Source organism: Meridianimarinicoccus marinus, assembly GCF_040689105.1.
Taxonomy (GTDB): domain Bacteria; phylum Pseudomonadota; class Alphaproteobacteria; order Rhodobacterales; family Rhodobacteraceae; genus Meridianimarinicoccus; species Meridianimarinicoccus marinus.
The window spans coordinates 333,693-350,027 of the sequence record NZ_JBFBVU010000001.1 but is presented as its reverse complement, the minus strand read 5'-3'; the positions used below and the strand labels follow the sequence as shown (position 1 = coordinate 350,027).

The 16,335-nt window shown below is 65.1% G+C and carries 18 protein-coding genes; 7 read left to right on the top strand and 11 right to left on the bottom strand.

All coding sequences use genetic code 11. The annotated features are described in order from the left end of the window. Window positions 1-277: 277 nt before the first annotated feature. Window positions 278-1,630 (bottom strand): TRAP transporter large permease, encoded by a 1,353-nt coding sequence (locus AB0T83_RS01785; protein ID WP_366191095.1) that lies wholly within the window; start codon window positions 1,628-1,630, stop codon window positions 278-280. Next, window positions 1,630-2,214 carry a TRAP transporter small permease gene (locus AB0T83_RS01780; protein ID WP_366191017.1) on the bottom strand — a complete coding sequence of 195 codons (585 nt, stop codon included), beginning with the start codon at window positions 2,212-2,214 and terminating at the stop codon, window positions 1,630-1,632. Before AB0T83_RS01780 ends, AB0T83_RS01785 begins: the two co-directional genes overlap by 1 nt. 130 nt (window positions 2,215-2,344) lie before the next feature. Between AB0T83_RS01780 and AB0T83_RS01775 the strand changes: the two genes are divergently transcribed. Together AB0T83_RS01775 and AB0T83_RS01770 are read left to right on the top strand one after the other, a co-directional pair. Next, window positions 2,345-2,923, top strand: coding sequence for a YqaA family protein (locus AB0T83_RS01775; protein ID WP_366191016.1), 579 nt, complete (start codon window positions 2,345-2,347; stop codon window positions 2,921-2,923). Continuing rightward, complete coding sequence (locus tag AB0T83_RS01770) at window positions 2,923-3,396, top strand: disulfide bond formation protein B (protein ID WP_366191015.1); 474 nt, start codon at window positions 2,923-2,925, stop codon at window positions 3,394-3,396. The genes AB0T83_RS01775 and AB0T83_RS01770 overlap by 1 nt, the downstream gene beginning before the upstream one ends. Here AB0T83_RS01770 and AB0T83_RS01765 read toward each other — a convergent pair. Next, window positions 3,393-3,680: an usg protein gene (locus tag AB0T83_RS01765; protein ID WP_366191013.1), complete on the bottom strand. Its 288-nt coding sequence runs from the start codon at window positions 3,678-3,680 to the stop codon at window positions 3,393-3,395. The genes AB0T83_RS01770 and AB0T83_RS01765 overlap by 4 nt on opposite strands. 189 nt (window positions 3,681-3,869) lie before the next feature. Here AB0T83_RS01765 and gyrA point away from each other — a divergent pair, with 189 nt between their 5' ends. The 3 genes from gyrA (at window position 3,870) to ilvN (ending at window position 9,353) form a co-directional block, all read left to right on the top strand. Then, window positions 3,870-6,626, top strand: coding sequence for a DNA gyrase subunit A (gyrA, locus tag AB0T83_RS01760; RefSeq protein ID WP_366191012.1), 2,757 nt, complete (start codon window positions 3,870-3,872; stop codon window positions 6,624-6,626). A gap of 291 nt (window positions 6,627-6,917) precedes the next feature. Next, window positions 6,918-8,669, top strand: a complete 1,752-nt coding sequence (locus tag AB0T83_RS01755) for an acetolactate synthase 3 large subunit (protein WP_366191011.1) — start codon at window positions 6,918-6,920, stop codon at window positions 8,667-8,669. A 114-nt stretch (window positions 8,670-8,783) separates the two neighbouring features. After that, entirely contained in the window at window positions 8,784-9,353 is a 570-nt protein-coding gene (gene ilvN / locus AB0T83_RS01750) for an acetolactate synthase small subunit (protein WP_366191009.1), read from the top strand. Window positions 9,354-9,418: 65 nt separating this feature from the next. Here the strand turns inward: ilvN and AB0T83_RS01745 are convergent, their stop codons facing one another. The 4 genes from AB0T83_RS01745 to AB0T83_RS01730 form a co-directional block, all read right to left on the bottom strand. After that, the gene (locus tag AB0T83_RS01745; RefSeq protein WP_366191008.1) at window positions 9,419-10,471 is read right to left on the bottom strand and encodes a GGDEF domain-containing protein; all 1,053 of its coding nucleotides are present in this window, start codon (window positions 10,469-10,471) and stop codon (window positions 9,419-9,421) included. Further along, on the bottom strand, window positions 10,468-11,061 hold the full coding sequence (locus AB0T83_RS01740; protein WP_366191007.1) for a heme NO-binding domain-containing protein: 594 nt from the start codon (window positions 11,059-11,061) through the stop codon (window positions 10,468-10,470). The genes AB0T83_RS01745 and AB0T83_RS01740 overlap by 4 nt, the downstream gene beginning before the upstream one ends. 71 nt (window positions 11,062-11,132) lie before the next feature. Further along, window positions 11,133-11,849, bottom strand: coding sequence for an HAD family hydrolase (locus AB0T83_RS01735; protein WP_366191006.1), 717 nt, complete (start codon window positions 11,847-11,849; stop codon window positions 11,133-11,135). Between the two features lie 81 nt (window positions 11,850-11,930). Next, entirely contained in the window at window positions 11,931-12,209 is a 279-nt protein-coding gene (locus tag AB0T83_RS01730) for a DUF3572 domain-containing protein (protein ID WP_366191005.1), read from the bottom strand. A gap of 86 nt (window positions 12,210-12,295) precedes the next feature. Between AB0T83_RS01730 and AB0T83_RS01725 the strand changes: the two genes are divergently transcribed. Then, a complete protein-coding gene (locus AB0T83_RS01725) occupies window positions 12,296-13,699 on the top strand; it encodes a diguanylate cyclase (RefSeq protein WP_366191004.1) in 1,404 nt (467 codons plus the stop codon). A 2-nt stretch (window positions 13,700-13,701) separates the two neighbouring features. Here AB0T83_RS01725 and AB0T83_RS01720 read toward each other — a convergent pair whose 3' ends face one another. From AB0T83_RS01720 to AB0T83_RS01705, 4 genes are all read right to left on the bottom strand, one after another. Beyond that, complete coding sequence (locus tag AB0T83_RS01720) at window positions 13,702-14,202, bottom strand: periplasmic heavy metal sensor (RefSeq protein ID WP_366191003.1); 501 nt, start codon at window positions 14,200-14,202, stop codon at window positions 13,702-13,704. 4 nt (window positions 14,203-14,206) lie between these two features. Next, window positions 14,207-14,587, bottom strand: coding sequence for a hypothetical protein (locus tag AB0T83_RS01715; RefSeq protein WP_366191001.1), 381 nt, complete (start codon window positions 14,585-14,587; stop codon window positions 14,207-14,209). Then, complete coding sequence (locus AB0T83_RS01710; RefSeq protein WP_435891130.1) at window positions 14,580-15,167, bottom strand: RNA polymerase sigma factor; 588 nt, start codon at window positions 15,165-15,167, stop codon at window positions 14,580-14,582. Before AB0T83_RS01710 ends, AB0T83_RS01715 begins: the two co-directional genes overlap by 8 nt. Before the next feature lie 65 nt (window positions 15,168-15,232). Further along, window positions 15,233-15,742: an EF-hand domain-containing protein gene (locus tag AB0T83_RS01705; protein ID WP_366191000.1), complete on the bottom strand. Its 510-nt coding sequence runs from the start codon at window positions 15,740-15,742 to the stop codon at window positions 15,233-15,235. Between the two features lie 199 nt (window positions 15,743-15,941). On the opposite strand from AB0T83_RS01705, the gene AB0T83_RS01700 reads away from it, so the two are divergent. After that, a complete protein-coding gene (locus AB0T83_RS01700) occupies window positions 15,942-16,334 on the top strand; it encodes a DUF983 domain-containing protein (protein ID WP_366190999.1) in 393 nt (130 codons plus the stop codon). The last annotated feature ends 1 nt before the right edge of the window (window position 16,335 follow it).

Here is a 16,335-nt window from a genome sequence, read left to right as displayed (position 1 = left end):
TGCCCGGAAGTCGAAGGACAAGGTGGTCCGGGGCGCGAAACCGAAGTTTCGCGGCATGTCCCGTCACTCTGTCCGTGTTTCGTGTGGTGACACCAGATGTGGTGTCGCCCCTCCTTGAGGACACAAATAACCGCGATTCGGGTTGCGCCGACAACGAAGATTTTCGCTATATCTGGTATAAATGGGGGTTGACCGACACTATCCACAGGGGGTCAGCCGAGTCGAGATATGAACACCCGGTTAATGCCGCAATTGCACCGTTAACACTCGGGGCCCGTCAGACCAGAACACCCACCAGCCACAGCGACAGCGCCGGGAAACTGACCAGCACGGCGACGCGGATCAGGTCGGACAGGATGAAGGGCGCCACGCCGCGATAGGTCACGCCCAGCGGTACGTTGCGCGCCAGCCGGTTGATGATGAACAGGTTCAACCCGACCGGTGGGGTGATCAGACCGACCTCGACCACGATCAGGGTCAGCACGCCGAACCAGATGGCGGTTTCCTCGGGCGTCAAGCCGAAATCGAGGCTCTGGATGATCGGAAAGAACACCGGGATGGTCAGCAGGATCATCGACAGGCTGTCCATGACGCAGCCCAGCACCAGATAGGCCAGCAGGATCAAAAGCAGCACCGTCATTGGTCCGGCCTCGCTGGCCTGCACCCAGGCTGCCAGGGCCTGCGGCGCCTGGGTGAAGGCCAGGAAGGTGTTGAACAGTTGCGCCCCCAGCAGGATCAGGAAGATCAACCCGGTGGCCGAGGCGGTCTCCAGAATGGCCTCGCCGATGGCGCGCAGGCGCAATCCTTCGAAGATCACCGCGTAAAGAAGCGTCGCCAGCGCGCCCACGGCGGCGCCCTCGGTCGGGGTGAACAGGGCCTGCACGCCGTCGCGGCTCCAGTTCCAGTCGCCGATGATGCCGCCCATGACCAGCGCGAAGATCGCCGCCACCGGCCAGACCTGCACAAGGGCGGCCATCCGTTCGCGCCAGACCACGCGCGGCCCGGCGGGGCCCGCCTCGGGGCGCAGATGCACCACCACCAGCACCGCCAGCGCATAGCCCAGGGCAGCCAGCAGGCCGGGGATGAAAGCGGCCGCGAACATCTTGACGATGTTCTGCTCGGTCAGGATGGCATAGATAACCAGCATCACCGACGGCGGGATCAGGATGCCCAGCGTCCCGCCTGCCGCCACCACGCCGGTGGCCAGCGCATCGGAATAGCCGCGCTTGCGCAGCTCCGGCAGGGCCACCTGCCCCATGGTCGACGCGGTCGCCAGTGACGAGCCGCAGACCGCGCCGAAACCCGCCGACGCCCCCACCGCCGCCACCGCCATGCCGCCGCGATGATGCCCCATCCAGGCCGCCACCGCCCGGAACAGCGCCGCGCTGAGCCCCGAACGCGCCGCGATCTGGCCCATGAACAGGAACATCGGCACGATCGACAGGGAATAGCTGGAAAACGTGTCATAGGGCAAAGTCTTGAGTTGGCTCAGCGCCGCGTTGGGCGAGCCCAGCACGATCCAGGTGCCCAGAAAGCCGGTGCCGCCCATGGCCGCGGCAATCGGCATCCGCAGGAAGATGGCCAGCAGCATCAGCCCGAAGCCCGCCAGCGCCAGTGCAAGGCCCGAGATCACGCGCCCGGCTCCCGCCCGGCGAGGGTCCAGTTCAGGCTGCGCCAGACCGAATACAGGCAGACCACGAAAAACAGCCCCGCCCCGATCAGCGCCAGCCCGAAGGGAATCCACACCGGGATCTGCAATTCATAGGTGGTTTCGGGGAACCATGGCGCTTGGCCCATGCCGAGCCGGGCGCGGAACGCCTCGCTGCCATGGGGAAACTTCTCGGTGAAGCCCAGCCAGAACCGCCACAGGATAACGCCCGAGCACAGGGTCAGCATCATGTCGCCCAGGCAGCCCAGCCCCGCATGCGGGCGCGGGCCAAGGGCGTGGCTGACAAGATCGACGGTGACATGGGCGCGGCGCATCTGGCACCACGGCAGGAAAGCGAAAACCGCGATGGCGCAGCCCATCTCGACCAGCTCGAAGTCACCGGTCACCGGCCCCAGCCCGGCCCAGCCAAGCGCCCGTCCGACAACGGAAATCACCACGACCGAGGCCATGCCCAGCAGCACCGCGCCGCCACACAGGGCCAGCGCGCCCGCCAGCCAGCCCAGCCCGCGCCCGATCCGTTGTTCCGCCTTGGGTGCCAGCATCATCCGCCCGTTCCGTTACAGCGGCGAGCTAGCGCAAAGCCGCCCCCAAGCGCAACGCGGTTCTGCGACGGCAGCGGTCTTGACCACCTTGGCGCAGCCCGCCATAGCCATGGGAACGGTCGGAGGTGTTTTGATGATCAGACGTTTGTACGAGTGGACCATGGGTCTTGCCGAGACCCGCTATGCCCTTATGGCCCTGGCCTTCGTGGCCTTCGTCGAAAGCTCGGTGTTTCCGATCCCGCCCGACATCCTGATGATCCCGATGATCCTGGCCGCGCCAAGACGCGCCTGGCTGATCGCCGGCATCGCCACGGTCAGTTCCGTGCTGGGCGGGCTGTTTGGCTATTACATCGGATACGCGCTGTTCGACACCGTGGGCCGCCCGGTTCTGGAGTTCTACGGCAAGGATGCCTATTTCGACGAATTCGCGCTGCGCTACAACGAATGGGGCGCCTGGGCGGTGCTGGTGGCCGGGGTTACGCCCTTCCCCTACAAGGTGATCACCATCCTGTCGGGCTCCACCGCGCTGTCGCTGCCGGTGTTCATGGTGGCCTCGGTGGTCGCACGCGGACTGCGGTTCTTCATCGTGGCCGGGCTGCTTTGGAAATTCGGCCCTCCCATCCGCGACTTCATCGAGAAACGGTTGGGTCTGATGTTCACGCTTTTCGTGGCCCTGTTGTTGGGCGGATTCTACGTGGTGAAATTCCTGTGATGTCGATGATCCCTGCACGTGTGATCGGGCTGGCGGCGGCGGCTGGGTCGCTGGGCCTGCTGCTGGGCGCCTTCGCCTTCCAACATATTGGCGGGTTGGCGCCCTGCCCGATCTGCCTTTGGCAACGCTGGCCCCACGCGGCGGCGATACTGCTGGGCGCCCTGCTGCTGATCTGGCCCGCGCGCATCGTCTATGCGCTTGGCGCACTGACCGCGGCCACCACCGGCGCGCTTGGCATCTATCACACTGGCATCGAGCGCAAGTGGTGGGCCGGCCCCACCTCCTGTACCGGCAGCGGCGATACCCTCAGCGGCCTGTCCGGCACCGATCTGCTGAGCATGGACAGCGCCACGCCGCTGGTCATGTGCGACCAGATCTCGTGGGAGATGCTGGGCCTGTCGATGCCCAGCTGGAACGCCGTGGCGTCCTTTGTCTTCATGGCGCTGTGGCTGGTGGCCCTGCGCCGCGCCTAGTGCAGCGTCAGGCCGCCATCGACACTGAATTCCCCGATCACGTTGCGCCATTCCCCCGGCGAAATCATCTTGCGGTGGGTAAAACGCACGGAATGCAGGGGGCCGTCGATTTCCCGCTGCCAGAATTCGATGAATTCGAACAGACGCGGATGATCCGGCGCCAGATCGTATTCCTGCCAGATGAAGCTGTTCAGCACGCTCTGAAAATCCGGCATCCGGTAGTAAACCTCGGCCGTGGTCAGACCATAGCCTTTCAACATCAACTCGGTTTCACGGTTCTCCATTCGACACCTCTTGCTGAGTGGAACGCCTTCAGTTTGCGCCCAAAAAGTTAAAACTCAAACGAAACAGATCGTTATCTTTCGCGAGCGACACGGCGATGAGCATGTAACAGGCGCATTGCAGGTTTTTGCGGCGTGGTGGTATAACGTCCCGAACCAACGACAAGCGCCCGAGCAGCAAAGGCCACCTCTGTGACCGACACGCCAGAAACTCCTGAAAACGAAGACGAAAATCCCGGCGAGCCGAAAGGATACGCGGGGCCGACCATCTCGATCGCCGAGGAGATGAAGTCGTCCTACCTGGACTATGCGATGAGCGTGATCGTCAGCCGGGCGATTCCCGACCTGCGCGACGGGTTGAAACCGGTGCACCGGCGGATACTTTACGCCATGCATGAAACCGGCAACGGCCACGACAAGCCCTATCGCAAATCGGCCCGCCCGGTGGGCGACGTGATGGGGAAATACCACCCCCATGGCGACAGCGCGATCTATGACGCGCTGGTGCGGATGGCGCAGGATTTCTCGATGTCGCTGCCGCTGCTGGATGGGCAGGGCAACTTCGGTTCGATGGACGGCGACAGCCCGGCGGCCATGCGTTACACCGAGGTCCGGATGGACAAGCCCGCGGCCCAGCTGCTGGCGGACATCGAGAAAGAGACGGTCGATTTTCAGGACAACTATGACGGCAAGGACCTGGAGCCCACGGTTCTGCCGGCCCGGTTTCCCAACATGCTGGTCAACGGCGCGGGCGGCATCGCCGTCGGCATGGCCACCAATATTCCGCCGCACAACCTGGGCGAGGTCATCGACGCCACGCTGGCGCTGATCGAGGATCCGGATCTCGACAGCATCGACCTGATGCAATTCATCCCCGGCCCCGACTTTCCGACCGGCGGGCTGATGCTGGGCCGCTCGGGCGCGCGCAAGGCCTATCTGGAAGGGCGCGGCTCGGTCATCCTGCGCGCCAAGACCCGGATCGAGGAAATCCGCAAGGATCGCTTCGCCATCATCCTGGACGAGATCCCCTACCAGGTGAACAAGGCCACCATGATCGAAAAGATCGCCGATCTGGTGCGCGACAAGAAGCTGGAAGGCATCGCCCATATCCAGGACGAATCCGACCGCATCGGCGTCCGCGTGGTGATCGAGCTGAAGCGCGACGCCACCCCCGACGTGGTGCTGAACCAGCTGTTCCGCTTCACCCCGATGCAGACGTCGTTCGGCTGCAACATGCTGGCGCTGAATGGCGGCCGGCCCGAACAACTGACCCTGCGCAAATTCCTGACCGCCTTCATCGACTTCCGCGAAGAGGTCGTCGCCCGCCGCACCGCGCATGATCTGCGCAAGGCGCGCGAACGCAGCCACGTGCTGTGCGGTCTGGCCGTGGCGGTGTCGAACGTCGATGAGGTCGTGGCCACGATCCGCGCCTCGGCCGATGCGCCCGAGGCCCGCGCCAAGCTGATGGAGCGCCGCTGGCCCGCTCATGACATCGCCGACTTCATCCGGCTGATCGACGATCCGTCCCACACCGTGAACGAGGACGGCACCTATTACCTGTCCGAGGTTCAGGCCCGAGCCATCCTGGAACTGCGGTTGCAGCGCCTGACCCAGCTGGGCGTGCGCGAAGTGACCGACGAGTTGCAGGAACTGGCCGCCAAGATCCGCGACTATCTGGACATCCTGCGCTCGCGCGAGCGGATCCTGTCGATCATCTCGGACGAGCTGCGCGAGGTGAAGGACCTGTTCGCCGTGCCGCGCCGCACCGAGATCACCGAATGGTCCGGCGACATGGAAGACGAGGACCTGATCGAGCGTGAAGACATGGTCGTGACGGTCACCCAGTCGGGCTATATCAAGCGCACGCCGCTGGCCGAATACCGCTCGCAAAAGCGCGGCGGCAAGGGGCTGTCGGGGATGGCCACCAAGGATGACGACGTGGTCACCACCCTGTTCGTCGCCAACACCCACACCCCGCTGCTGGTCTTCACCACCTCGGGCATGGTCTACAACCTGAAGACATGGCGCCTGCCGCAGGGCGGCCGCAACGCCAAGGGCAAGCCGCTGGTCAGCATCCTGCCGATCGAACATGGCGTGTCCATCGCCGCGATCCTGCCCATCGACGTGGCCGAGGAAGACTGGGCCAACCTGCAGATCGTCTTTGCCACCTCGGCCGGCGACGTGCGCCGCAACGCGATGTCGGATTTCACCAACGTCAAGCGCAACGGCAAGATCGCCATGAAGCTGCCCGAAGGCGTTTCACTGGTCCGCGCCCGCATCTGCGCCGAGGAAGACGACGTGATGCTGGTCACGGCTCTGGGCCGGGCCATGCGGTTCCGCTCGACCGACGTGCGGGTGTTCAAGGGCCGCGACAGCACCGGGGTGCGCGGCATCCGGTTGGCCGAGGGCGATTTCGTCGTCGCCATGACCACGATCCGCAATTTCGATGCCACGCCGGGCGAACGCGCCGCCTATCTGAAGATGCGGCGCGCCGTGGAAGGCATGGTCGAGGATGTCGAGGTGCCGGACGAGGAAGATGCGGTCGAGGATGAGGCGCTGAGCCAGGCCCGCTATGCCGAGATGTCGGCGGCCGAGCATCTGCTGCTGACCATCACCTCGGGCGGCTCGGGCAAGCTGACCTCTTCGCATGACTATCCGGTCAAGGGCCGGGGCGGCATGGGGGTCATGGCTATGGACCGCGCCCTGCGCGGTGGACCGGTGGTGGCCTGCTTCCATGTGGAACTGGACGACCAGATCATGCTGGCGACCTCGACCGGCCAGTCGATCCGCTGCCCCGTCGACGGCATCTCGTTCCGGTCGCGCGCGGCCGGTGGCGTCAAGGTGTTCAACACGGCCGATGGAGAAGAGGTCGTCTCGGTCGCCCGCATCGCCGATCAGGGCGAAGACGACGCGGAAGCCGACGCCGACATGGGCCCCGAAGACAGCTGACCCGACGCCAGACGTTGCCCTGTTGCGGCAATCTGCGTCACATTCTTGCGCCACCCGACCCGGGTGGCGCAACGAAAATGCCCAGATTAGCGGTTGACGCCCTTTCAGGCCGGTCATAATGTCAGCGCCCAGAACAGGAGTCCAAGACGTGAAAATTCTTGTAGTAGAAGTTGGAAAATGGCGCATGGGCCGGTAACGGCACCACAATATGATCCCATGCGCCCCCGACGAAACCGGGGGTTTTTTTATGTCGACAGAACAGATCGCAAGACGAAAGCACGGAGCAAAGCGATGACCCAGATGAGCGGCGCGAAAATGGTGGTTCAGGCCCTGAAGGAACAGGGCGTGGACGTGGTCTTCGGCTATCCGGGCGGCGCCGTGCTTCCGATCTATGACGAGATCTTCCAGCAGAACGACATCAAGCACATCCTGGTGCGACACGAGCAGGGCGCGGTTCATGCCGCCGAAGGCTATGCGCGCTCGACCGGCAAGCCGGGCGTCGCGCTGGTGACCTCGGGACCGGGCGCCACCAATGCGGTGACCGGGCTGACCGACGCGCTGATGGATTCGATCCCGATCGTGGTCCTGTCGGGCCAGGTGCCGACCTTCATGATCGGCAATGATGCCTTCCAGGAAGCCGATACCGTCGGCATCACCCGGCCCTGCACCAAGCACAACTGGCTGGTGAAGGACACGCAGGATCTGTCGAACGTCATCCACCAGGCCTTCCATGTCGCCATGAACGGACGCCCGGGGCCGGTTCTGGTCGATATTCCCAAGGATGTGCAGTTCGCCTCGTCCCAGTACACACCGATCAACAAGGCCAAGACCCAGCACTACCAGCCCCGCGTGAAGGGCGATCTGGATCAGATCACCAAGCTGGTCGCGCTGATCGAAACCGCCAAGCGGCCGATCTTCTACACCGGCGGCGGGGTCATCAACTCTGGCCCCGCGGCGTCGCAACTGCTGCGTGAACTGGTGGCGGCAACGGGCTTTCCGATCACCTCGACTCTGATGGGTTTGGGGGCATATCCGGCGTCGGGCGATTGCTGGCTGGGGATGCTGGGCATGCACGGCCTGTACGAGGCCAATCTGGCCATGCACGGCTGTGACGTGATGATCAACATCGGCGCGCGTTTCGACGACCGGATCACCGGCCGGGTGCAGGATTTCAGCCCCAAGTCGAAGAAGGCGCATATCGACATCGATCCGTCCTCGATCAACAAGGTCATCCACGCCGATGTACCGATCATCGGCGACGTCGGCCATGTGCTGGAAGACGTGCTGAAGGTCTGGAAGGCCCGCGGCCGCAAGGTCAACCGCGAGGCGCTGGCCAAATGGTGGAAACAGATCGCGGAATGGAAGACGGTCAACTGCCTCGCCTACAAGGGCTCGGAGAAGATCATCAAGCCGCAGTACGCGCTGCAACGACTGGAAGAACTGACCAAGGGCAAGGATCGCTACATCTGCACCGAGGTCGGCCAGCACCAGATGTGGGCCGCGCAGTACCTGAACTTCGAGGATCCGAATCGCTGGATGACCTCGGGCGGACTGGGCACCATGGGCTATGGCATGCCGGCCTCGATCGGGGTGCAGGTGGCGCATCCGGAGGCTCTGGTCATCAACGTGGCCGGCGAGGCCAGCTGGCTGATGAACATGCAGGAGATGGGCACCGCCGCGCAGTTCCGGCTGCCGGTCAAGCAGTTCATCCTGAACAACGAACGTCTGGGCATGGTGCGCCAGTGGCAGCAACTGCTGCATGGCGAGCGCTACAGCCATTCGTGGTCGGAAGCGCTGCCCGATTTCGTGAAGCTGGCCGAGGCTTTCGGTGCCAAGGGCATTCTGTGCAAGGACCCGGCCGACCTGGATGATGCGATCATGGAAATGCTCGACTACGACGGGCCGGTGATTTTCGATTGCCTTGTCGAAAAGCACGAGAACTGCTTCCCGATGATCCCGTCGGGCGAGCCGCACAACTCGATGCTGCTGGGCGACGCGGCGGTGGCCGACGCCATCGGGTCCTCGGGGGCGGTTCTGGTCTGACCCGGATCCGCGGCCAAGGCGGCTTTCGGCAACACAGTTTTCGGGGGCATTGCCCCCACCCGCGCGGCGCAACGCATGTCCGCCGCGCGGGTTCGACACAGAAAGGAACGTCACGTGTCTCCGCTACACATCAAGAAGGGCACTTCGAAGCACTCTGCCTATGACCTGCGCAGTCATCTGGGCGAGACCATCGAGCGTCACACCCTGGCCGTGGTGGTCGACAACGAAGCCGGTGTTCTGGCCCGTGTGATCGGCCTGTTTTCCGGGCGCGGCTATAACATCGAAAGCCTGACCGTGGCCGAGATCGACCACACCGGGCATCGCTCGCGGATCACCATCGTCACCGTCGGCACCCCGCAAGTGATCGAGCAGATCAAGGCCCAGCTGGCGCGCATGGTGCCGGTGCATGATGTGCATGATCTGACCGTGGAAGGGGCGGCCGTCGAACGTGAACTGGCCCTGGTCAAGGTTGAAAGCGAGGGCGAGCGCCGGGTCGAGGCGCTGCGCGTTGCCGATATTTTCCGGGCCAGCGTCGTCGATACGTCGTTGCGCAGCTTCGTTTTCGAAATCACCGGCACGCCCGAGAAAGTCGATGCTTTCGCCGACCTGATGCGTCCGCTGGGTCTGGTCGAGATCGCGCGCACCGGCGTGGCCGCGCTGGCACGGGGTCCGATTTCCGCCTGAACCCGCCTCGCCGGTTCCCGCCCCCTGATCCGGACCTGACTGCCCGGCGATGGGTAAAGGCGGCGTTACCCACTGGCCGCAGTGGTGGGACCGTCGTCGCCCTTTGCGGGCTTCCGCTCGAAAGGCGCCACCTTGGCGCCTTTGACGGCGCGGTACATCGTGGCGCATCCGCGACCGCGCGCCTTCGAGGCGTAAAGCGCCTCATCCGCTTCTTGCAACACCGCGTCGGCAGGTTTGCCGCCGCCGTGGCAGACCGTGATCCCGGCGCTGCCCGAGATGCGGCAGAGATCATCGCCGAAGGGGATCGGCACCTCCAGCCGTTCAATCAGCCGTTCGGCCAGGCGCAGAAGATGGCCATGATCCACGGTGCCCGGCAGCAGGATCACGAATTCATCGCCCCCGGCACGGATCAGCGTGTCCTGCGCCCGCGTAGTCTGCACCATGACCTTGGCCGCCACCTGCAACACGTGGTCGCCAGCCGCATGGCCCAGCGTGTCGTTGACTTGCTTGAAGAAATCCAGGTCCAGATGGATGACGCCGAACGGCTCCCCCGCGTCGACCAACCGTCCCAGGACGTGATCCAGTGCGCGCCGGTTGCGCAGGCCGGTCAGCGTGTCTGTATAGGCCTGTTTCTCGGCCTCCATCTTGGCAGACTGCAGCCGCAAGTTCAGGCGGCGCCATTCGTCCAGAACCGTGGCATTGGCCTCGATCAGGTAGAGCATTTCGATCGAGGGATCGGTGGCGGCGAAATCCGGCAGGTGCAGGTCATAGTCGCGGATGGCGTCGACCAACCCTGTTCCGAAAGAGAAATTCACCAGCAGCGATTCGCCGGTTGCATCGGTCACCATCAGCCCGTTCAGCGAGGTTTCCGGCGGTTCGCGGAACTGCACTTGCAGCCGTTGCCGGATCAGCCGCGCCAGTTGCGGCGATGCGCCGGTCAGATGCGGACGGCGCAGTCGAAAGACATCGAAAAGCTTCCGGCCCACCAGCGTGCTGCCCTTGCGCAGCTTGGCCAGCGTCGGCCCGGTGTGCAGGATCGTGCCACAGGGCGACAGCCGCATGTGCAGCGGCATCAGTGCATCGCCGTCGCCGGCCCCCAGAATCACCGGCGGCGTCACGATGCGCGCCCTTCGGAGGCCAGTTGAAACGGCCGGCCGACCGCGAATCCTTCGCGTAGCACCTGCACAGTCACGGTTTCGACCCGATCTTCGCAGCCGTGGTGATCCAGCAGCACCAGCGCGCCATAGTCATCGGCCAGCGTCCGCAGCATGCCCACAAGGACATGGCCAAATCCGGCGTGCGCCCAGCGGCAGCCGATGCGAAAGGTATCTTCTTCGACCCCGATCACCTCGATCGCCGGAAGCTCCAGATCCGGAAGGGCCAATTGCGCCCGGCGCGGCAGATCATCCACGGTCTGCAGAAATTCCAGAAACGTCTCGCCGCCAAATCGCAGCAGCCGCCGCAGGGGTTCTACATTGGGGTTGGAGACCAGGTAGGTGCCCACATCCTCAAGCAGCACATCGCGGGGCTTGGCCAGCAGCAGCACGGCGGCATCGAGCATGCGTTCGGTGATCTGGTCATCGTAGACGAACATCGCCTCGAACCCCGATGGCGGAAGCTCGGCAACGCGGGCCAGCCGTTCCCAGGCGTCGGGCCCGCAGGTATCGCGCACAAAACACTGAATCGCACGGTTGATCAGTCCATGCATAGCCGCCCTCCATCCATTCAGACTTCGGGGTAGCGGCCAAGGTTTAACAAACCGCCAACGGCGGCAGGGCGTTACGCGGCGCTGCGCGTCGGACAGCGCTGGTCCAGCCAGTTGGGAAGGCCCGCCAGACTGGGCAGAACCGCGTCGGCCAGAGGCTCCAGCTGCGCGCGCCCGGCAATGCCGGTCAGAACCGCGATGGAGCGCATGCCGGCGGCGCGCGCGGCCACCAGATCGTGGGAACTGTCGCCGATCATCACGATTTCCGCGGGATCGATTCCCAAAGTTTCAGAAAAGGCCAGCAACATGTCCGGCGCGGGCTTGGCCGGGAAGCCGGAATCCGACGCCAGCACCATGGCAAAGGCCTCCTCCACGCCAACCTCCTGCAAGTGCCGACGGGTCGGCGCGAGGGAATCATTGGTGACCACCCCCAGGACAAGCCCGCGCCCGACCAGTTCCGACAACAACGGCTCCAGCGGTGTGGCCTCGGCCTGAGGCACCTCGGCCGTCATCCGCGACATCAGCCGCAGGATGTTGGATTTTGTGGCCCCAGGCAGATGCGGCAGCAGCGCATCGGTGATGTCATGCGGCGTGGCGCTGACCAAGATGCTGTCCTTGCGGAACATCCCGGCGGCAATGTCGAACCCCACCGCGTCGCCCAGAATGCGCGCGCGCGTCAGATCCTCGGCGGCCAGGTGCATCAGGAACTTCCGCGACCAGTTTGCCCAGGTCTTGTTGAAGTCGAACAAGGTGCCGTCCTTGTCAAAAAGGATCGCTTTGATTTGCCTCATCGGTGTCCTCCCCGGTGGCGGGCACTATGCCGGATCAACGCGAAGCTGACAATTCCCCCGTGTTCGCGAGCGCCCGCGAACTCAGGTCCAATGCCGATCCTCGCCTCCCGGCAAGGAGGCGCGGGCCAGCGCGATGGCCTCGGGCGGCTGCCCGGTTTCCTTGGCAAAGGCCAGCACCCATTGGTCATCCATCAGCACGAAATCCAGAACCGCCGCCTGCACTTCGGGCGTTTCGATCCCTGCAATCAGATCTTCTCGGGCGATGCCGGTGGCCCCCATGAAAACCGAGACCAGATCATCGGTGGCTGCCAGGAAGCCGACCGCCTGCAAGGCAACAACCTGCGCAGCGTCGCGTGTCATGGGCGTCATTCTCATGTGTTCAATTCTTTCTTAACCGTTCCTGCCGAAGAGTTACGGTATCCACAGGGTTGCGGGAAAGCTCTATCATGACCGGACGCATTCTGATCCATGACAGCGTGGCGGTGAACCGCATCGTGCTGCGCTGCAAGCTTGCCGCGGCATGCTACGACGTGCAGACCGTCGAAACCCGGGACGCGGTGTTCCCGGCCCTGCGCGGGCAGTCCATCGATCTTCTGCTGCTGGACAGCGACGACGATCCCGCCGCCACACTTGCAATTTGCCGCGAGGTCACGAAACGCCGCGAAGGCGCGGCCCCGGCGGTGCTGATGACTGCAAGTGCGCCATGCCCGGAATTCCAGGTCGATGCGGTGAAGGCCGGCGCCGTCGTTGTTCTGCCGAAACCGGTGGACAGCGCACTTTTGCTGGCCAGCCTGCGCCGCTGCCAACGCCACATGCGCGCCCATGCCGAGGCTTTGCACCAGGCGCGCGGGCTGCATGACCTGGGGATGTCGGAAACCGGCGGCGCGTTTCTGGCCGCGCATCACATCCAGATCCTGGCGAAACGGCCGGGCCGGGCCGAAAGCTGGGCGGAAAAACTGCGCCCGCTGCTGCGCGGGCATCGGATCACGGCCGATCATCCCGACAAGGCGCTGCTGGCGATACCGCAAGGCGAAAGCCCCGCCGTAATCGTTTTGGCCGCAGAAGACCTGCGGCAAGGGGAAAGCCTGTCACTGCTTTCGGACCTGCGCAGCCGCACGGTGGCGCGGGACGGGCGTGTCGTCGTGGTGACCGATGACAGCAACGGCCAGTTCGGCACCGCCGCCATGGCGCTGGATCTTGGCGCCGACGACGTGCTTCTGAACGGCTTTGACGCCCACAACCTGGCGGTGCGCATTCAGGCCCAGATGACCCAGAAACAGCGGATCGATCAGTTGCGCGACTTCGTGCAGACCGGTCTGCGGCTGGCCGCCCGCGACCCGCTGACCGGGCTCTACAACCGCCGCTTTGCCTTCCCCCGTCTGGAACGGCTGTGCATCGCCGCGCTGGAAAGCCGCACGCCGCTGTCGATTCTGGCCATGGACATGGACCGCTTCAAGGACATCAACGACACCTTCGGCCATTCCGCCGGCGACGCGGTGCTGGTCGAAGTGGCCCACCGGTTGACCGAGGCGATCCGGCCGCAAGACCTGCTGATCCGCAGCGGCGGGGAGGAATTCATCCTTGCCCTGCCCGGCACCGATCGCGCGGGCGCACACCAATTGGCAGACCGTATCGGCGAATTGATCCGCCGCACGCCGGTGACGGTGCCCTCCGCCTCGGCGGCGCCGATCCGCGTGACCATCAGCACCGGGGTGGCCGAACTGACCGAAGACGCGGTCACGGCGATGAACCCGATGGACGTGGTTCTGGCACAGGCCGACAAGGCGCTTTATTCCGCCAAGGCGGACGGGCGCGATACGGTCGTGGCCGCCACCGGATACGCGGCCTGAGTCTAGTGGAAGCGATCCTTCGAGGGTTTGTCGTGGTGATCGTCGCGATCCCAGCGGCGTACCCGCTCCAGCCGTCTGGCATAATCCGCCCGCGCCTCGGGTGACATGCGCGCGATTTCCTGCGCCAGAATCACCTCGAATTGCTCCGCCCCCTGCGACCGCCGCAACCGCTGCGCCTGCAGCAGGGCCACGATTTCCTCGGCGGACACTTCAGGCTGACGCAGGGCGGCCACGAAAGCGGCCTGGTCGGCGCGGGACTGTTCGCGCCCGTCCGAGCGCGCCTCGCTCCCGGATTTCAGCGCCGCGCGCACCGCGTCCCGGTGATCGCGCGGCAAGACGGCCAGCAGGGCGACCTGCGCCCGCTCCCGCTCCAGCGGCAGGGCGCGGCGGGACTCCTCGCGGCTGGTGACCGCCCCGAACACCAGCCCCGCCACCAGCAGGTTCAGGGCCAGCGAGGCTGTCAGAACGATCTTCAGCCACGGCAGATGACGCAATTTTGGCATGGGTTCAGTATCCTCCCCACAGCGAGACGATCTCGGGGATCCGATAGGTCAGGTCGCTGGACATCACGCTGCTGACAACCGCGTCCCCGGTCAGCAAGCCGGTGTTCTCGGCCCAGCCGCCCAACCAGACCCCGACCAGCGCCGAGGCGGTCAGGCCCGTCGGCACGGCAATGCGGCCAAGCATCGGGACCAGCCGCGCGAAAGGCCGCCAGCGCGCTTTGGGCGGGGCCAGCTTTGCGGCCAGCCGGTCGTCCAGAACCTCCAGCGCATCGCCCATGCAGCGTTCCAGGAAGGGATCGGGCACGGGGGCTGCCGCGTCCTGGCGCGCGCTGGCGAACAGATCGTCCAGCGCGACATCGGAAAACCGGTCCTGTCGGTCAGTCATCGGCATACCCCAATTCCTCGCGTTTGCCGCTCAGCGCGGCTTTCAATCCCCGGCGCCCGCGGGCGGCAAGGCTTTCCACGGCCTCGACCGAGATCTCCATGATCCCGGCAATCTCCGGGTTCGCAAGCCCCTGGATCTCGCGCAGGATCACCGCTTGACGCTGACGGTCCGGCAGCGCCAGCAGCGCCCGGTCCAGCGCCGCCATGCGCGCCTTGGCCTGCAAGGCCTCGACGGCGGCGGGCGCGTCGTCTTCCGCATCCCAGCCCTCGGGCATCTGCGCGGGCCGATGCTTGCGCAGCCGGTCGGTACACAGGTTCAGCACCACGCGGTAGAGCCATGTCGACACCCGCGCCCGGCCGCTTTCCCAGTCCGGCGCGATTTTCCACAGCCGTAGCAGTGCCTCTTGCACCACGTCCTCGGCATCGCCGCGACTGCCCAGCATCCGCTGCGCCACGGCCAGGGCCGACGGCGACAGGCGCTCCACCAATTCGCGCGCCGCCACCCGGTCGCCCGTTGCGTAACGGGCCAACAGGATGGCGTCTTCGTCTCGGGATCCGGCATCGAAGGCCATACGGGTCATGCGTGTCCGTTACTCTGGCAACAGGCCCGACCGGTTTAGCGGCCGGGCCCGGGCTTGTCAGGGCGTTAGCGCCAGAAACCGCCATTTTCCTGACCGTGACCGTGCTTGCCGCGCGGCCCCTTGCCGTCCCGCTTGCCGCTGTGGGCCGCGAATTCCTCGGCATCGACGACGCCATCGTCATTGGCATCCAGCTTGTCGATCATCCGGGCGCCACGGTCGGCCTTCTTGCCGCCGACAGCCTCGAATTCCTCAAGCGAGATCGCGCCATCGCCATTGGCATCGAGCCGCGCGATCATCTGCTCCATCCGGGCACCCATGCGCTGCTGGAATTCGGCCTCGGCCGCGGCCTGCATCTCTTCGACGCTCAGAACCCCGTCGCCATTGGCATCCGCCGCGGTGAACCGCGCGGCGCGCTGGCCGGTCAGTTCTTCCACCGTGATGCCGCCGTCGCCGTTCAGATCCAGCGTCTCGAAGGTCACCTCGGGGCCCTTGCCGCCTTTCGCCAGAACCGGCGCTGCCGCCATCGGCAAAGCCACAAGAGCGGTCAGGGCCAGCACTGCTGTTGTCTTTTTCATTGTCGTCGTCCTTTGGGTTCGACCGGGCCGGTGTTGCGCCCGGTATGCATCTCTGAAACGGGCCAGCCCGGCGGTTCCGTCGCCGGGGCTGAAATTTTTTTTCTTGGGCGCGGCGGGACAATGCACCACATTCAGGGCAGCACAGGCCGGACCTATCGTGCGAAACTTGCGAAAACCGGAATGTAACAAGGATCCCGCCATGCCCGCCGAGAGCCAGACAGAGCGCAACACCGGACGCGCGATCCGGCGCGGACTGATGTGCCGTTGCCCCAATTGCGGCAAGGGCAAGCTGTTCCACGGCTATCTGAAGGTGGTCGATCGCTGCGCCGAATGCGGCGAGGATCTGTCCCACCAGCGCGCCGACGACGGGCCGGCCTATCTGACCATCCTGGTGGTGGGCCACATCCTGGCGGTGCTGATCCACGTCATGTTCGTGCAGTTGCGGCCGTCGCCACTGATGATGGCCTCGGTGTTGTCCGTGGCCTGCGTGGCGCTGTCGCTGTTCCTGCTGCCCCGGATGAAGGGGCTGGTGGTGGGCGTGCAATGGGCGCGGCGGATGCATGGGTTCGGTGCCGTGCCCAGCGAAGCCTAGG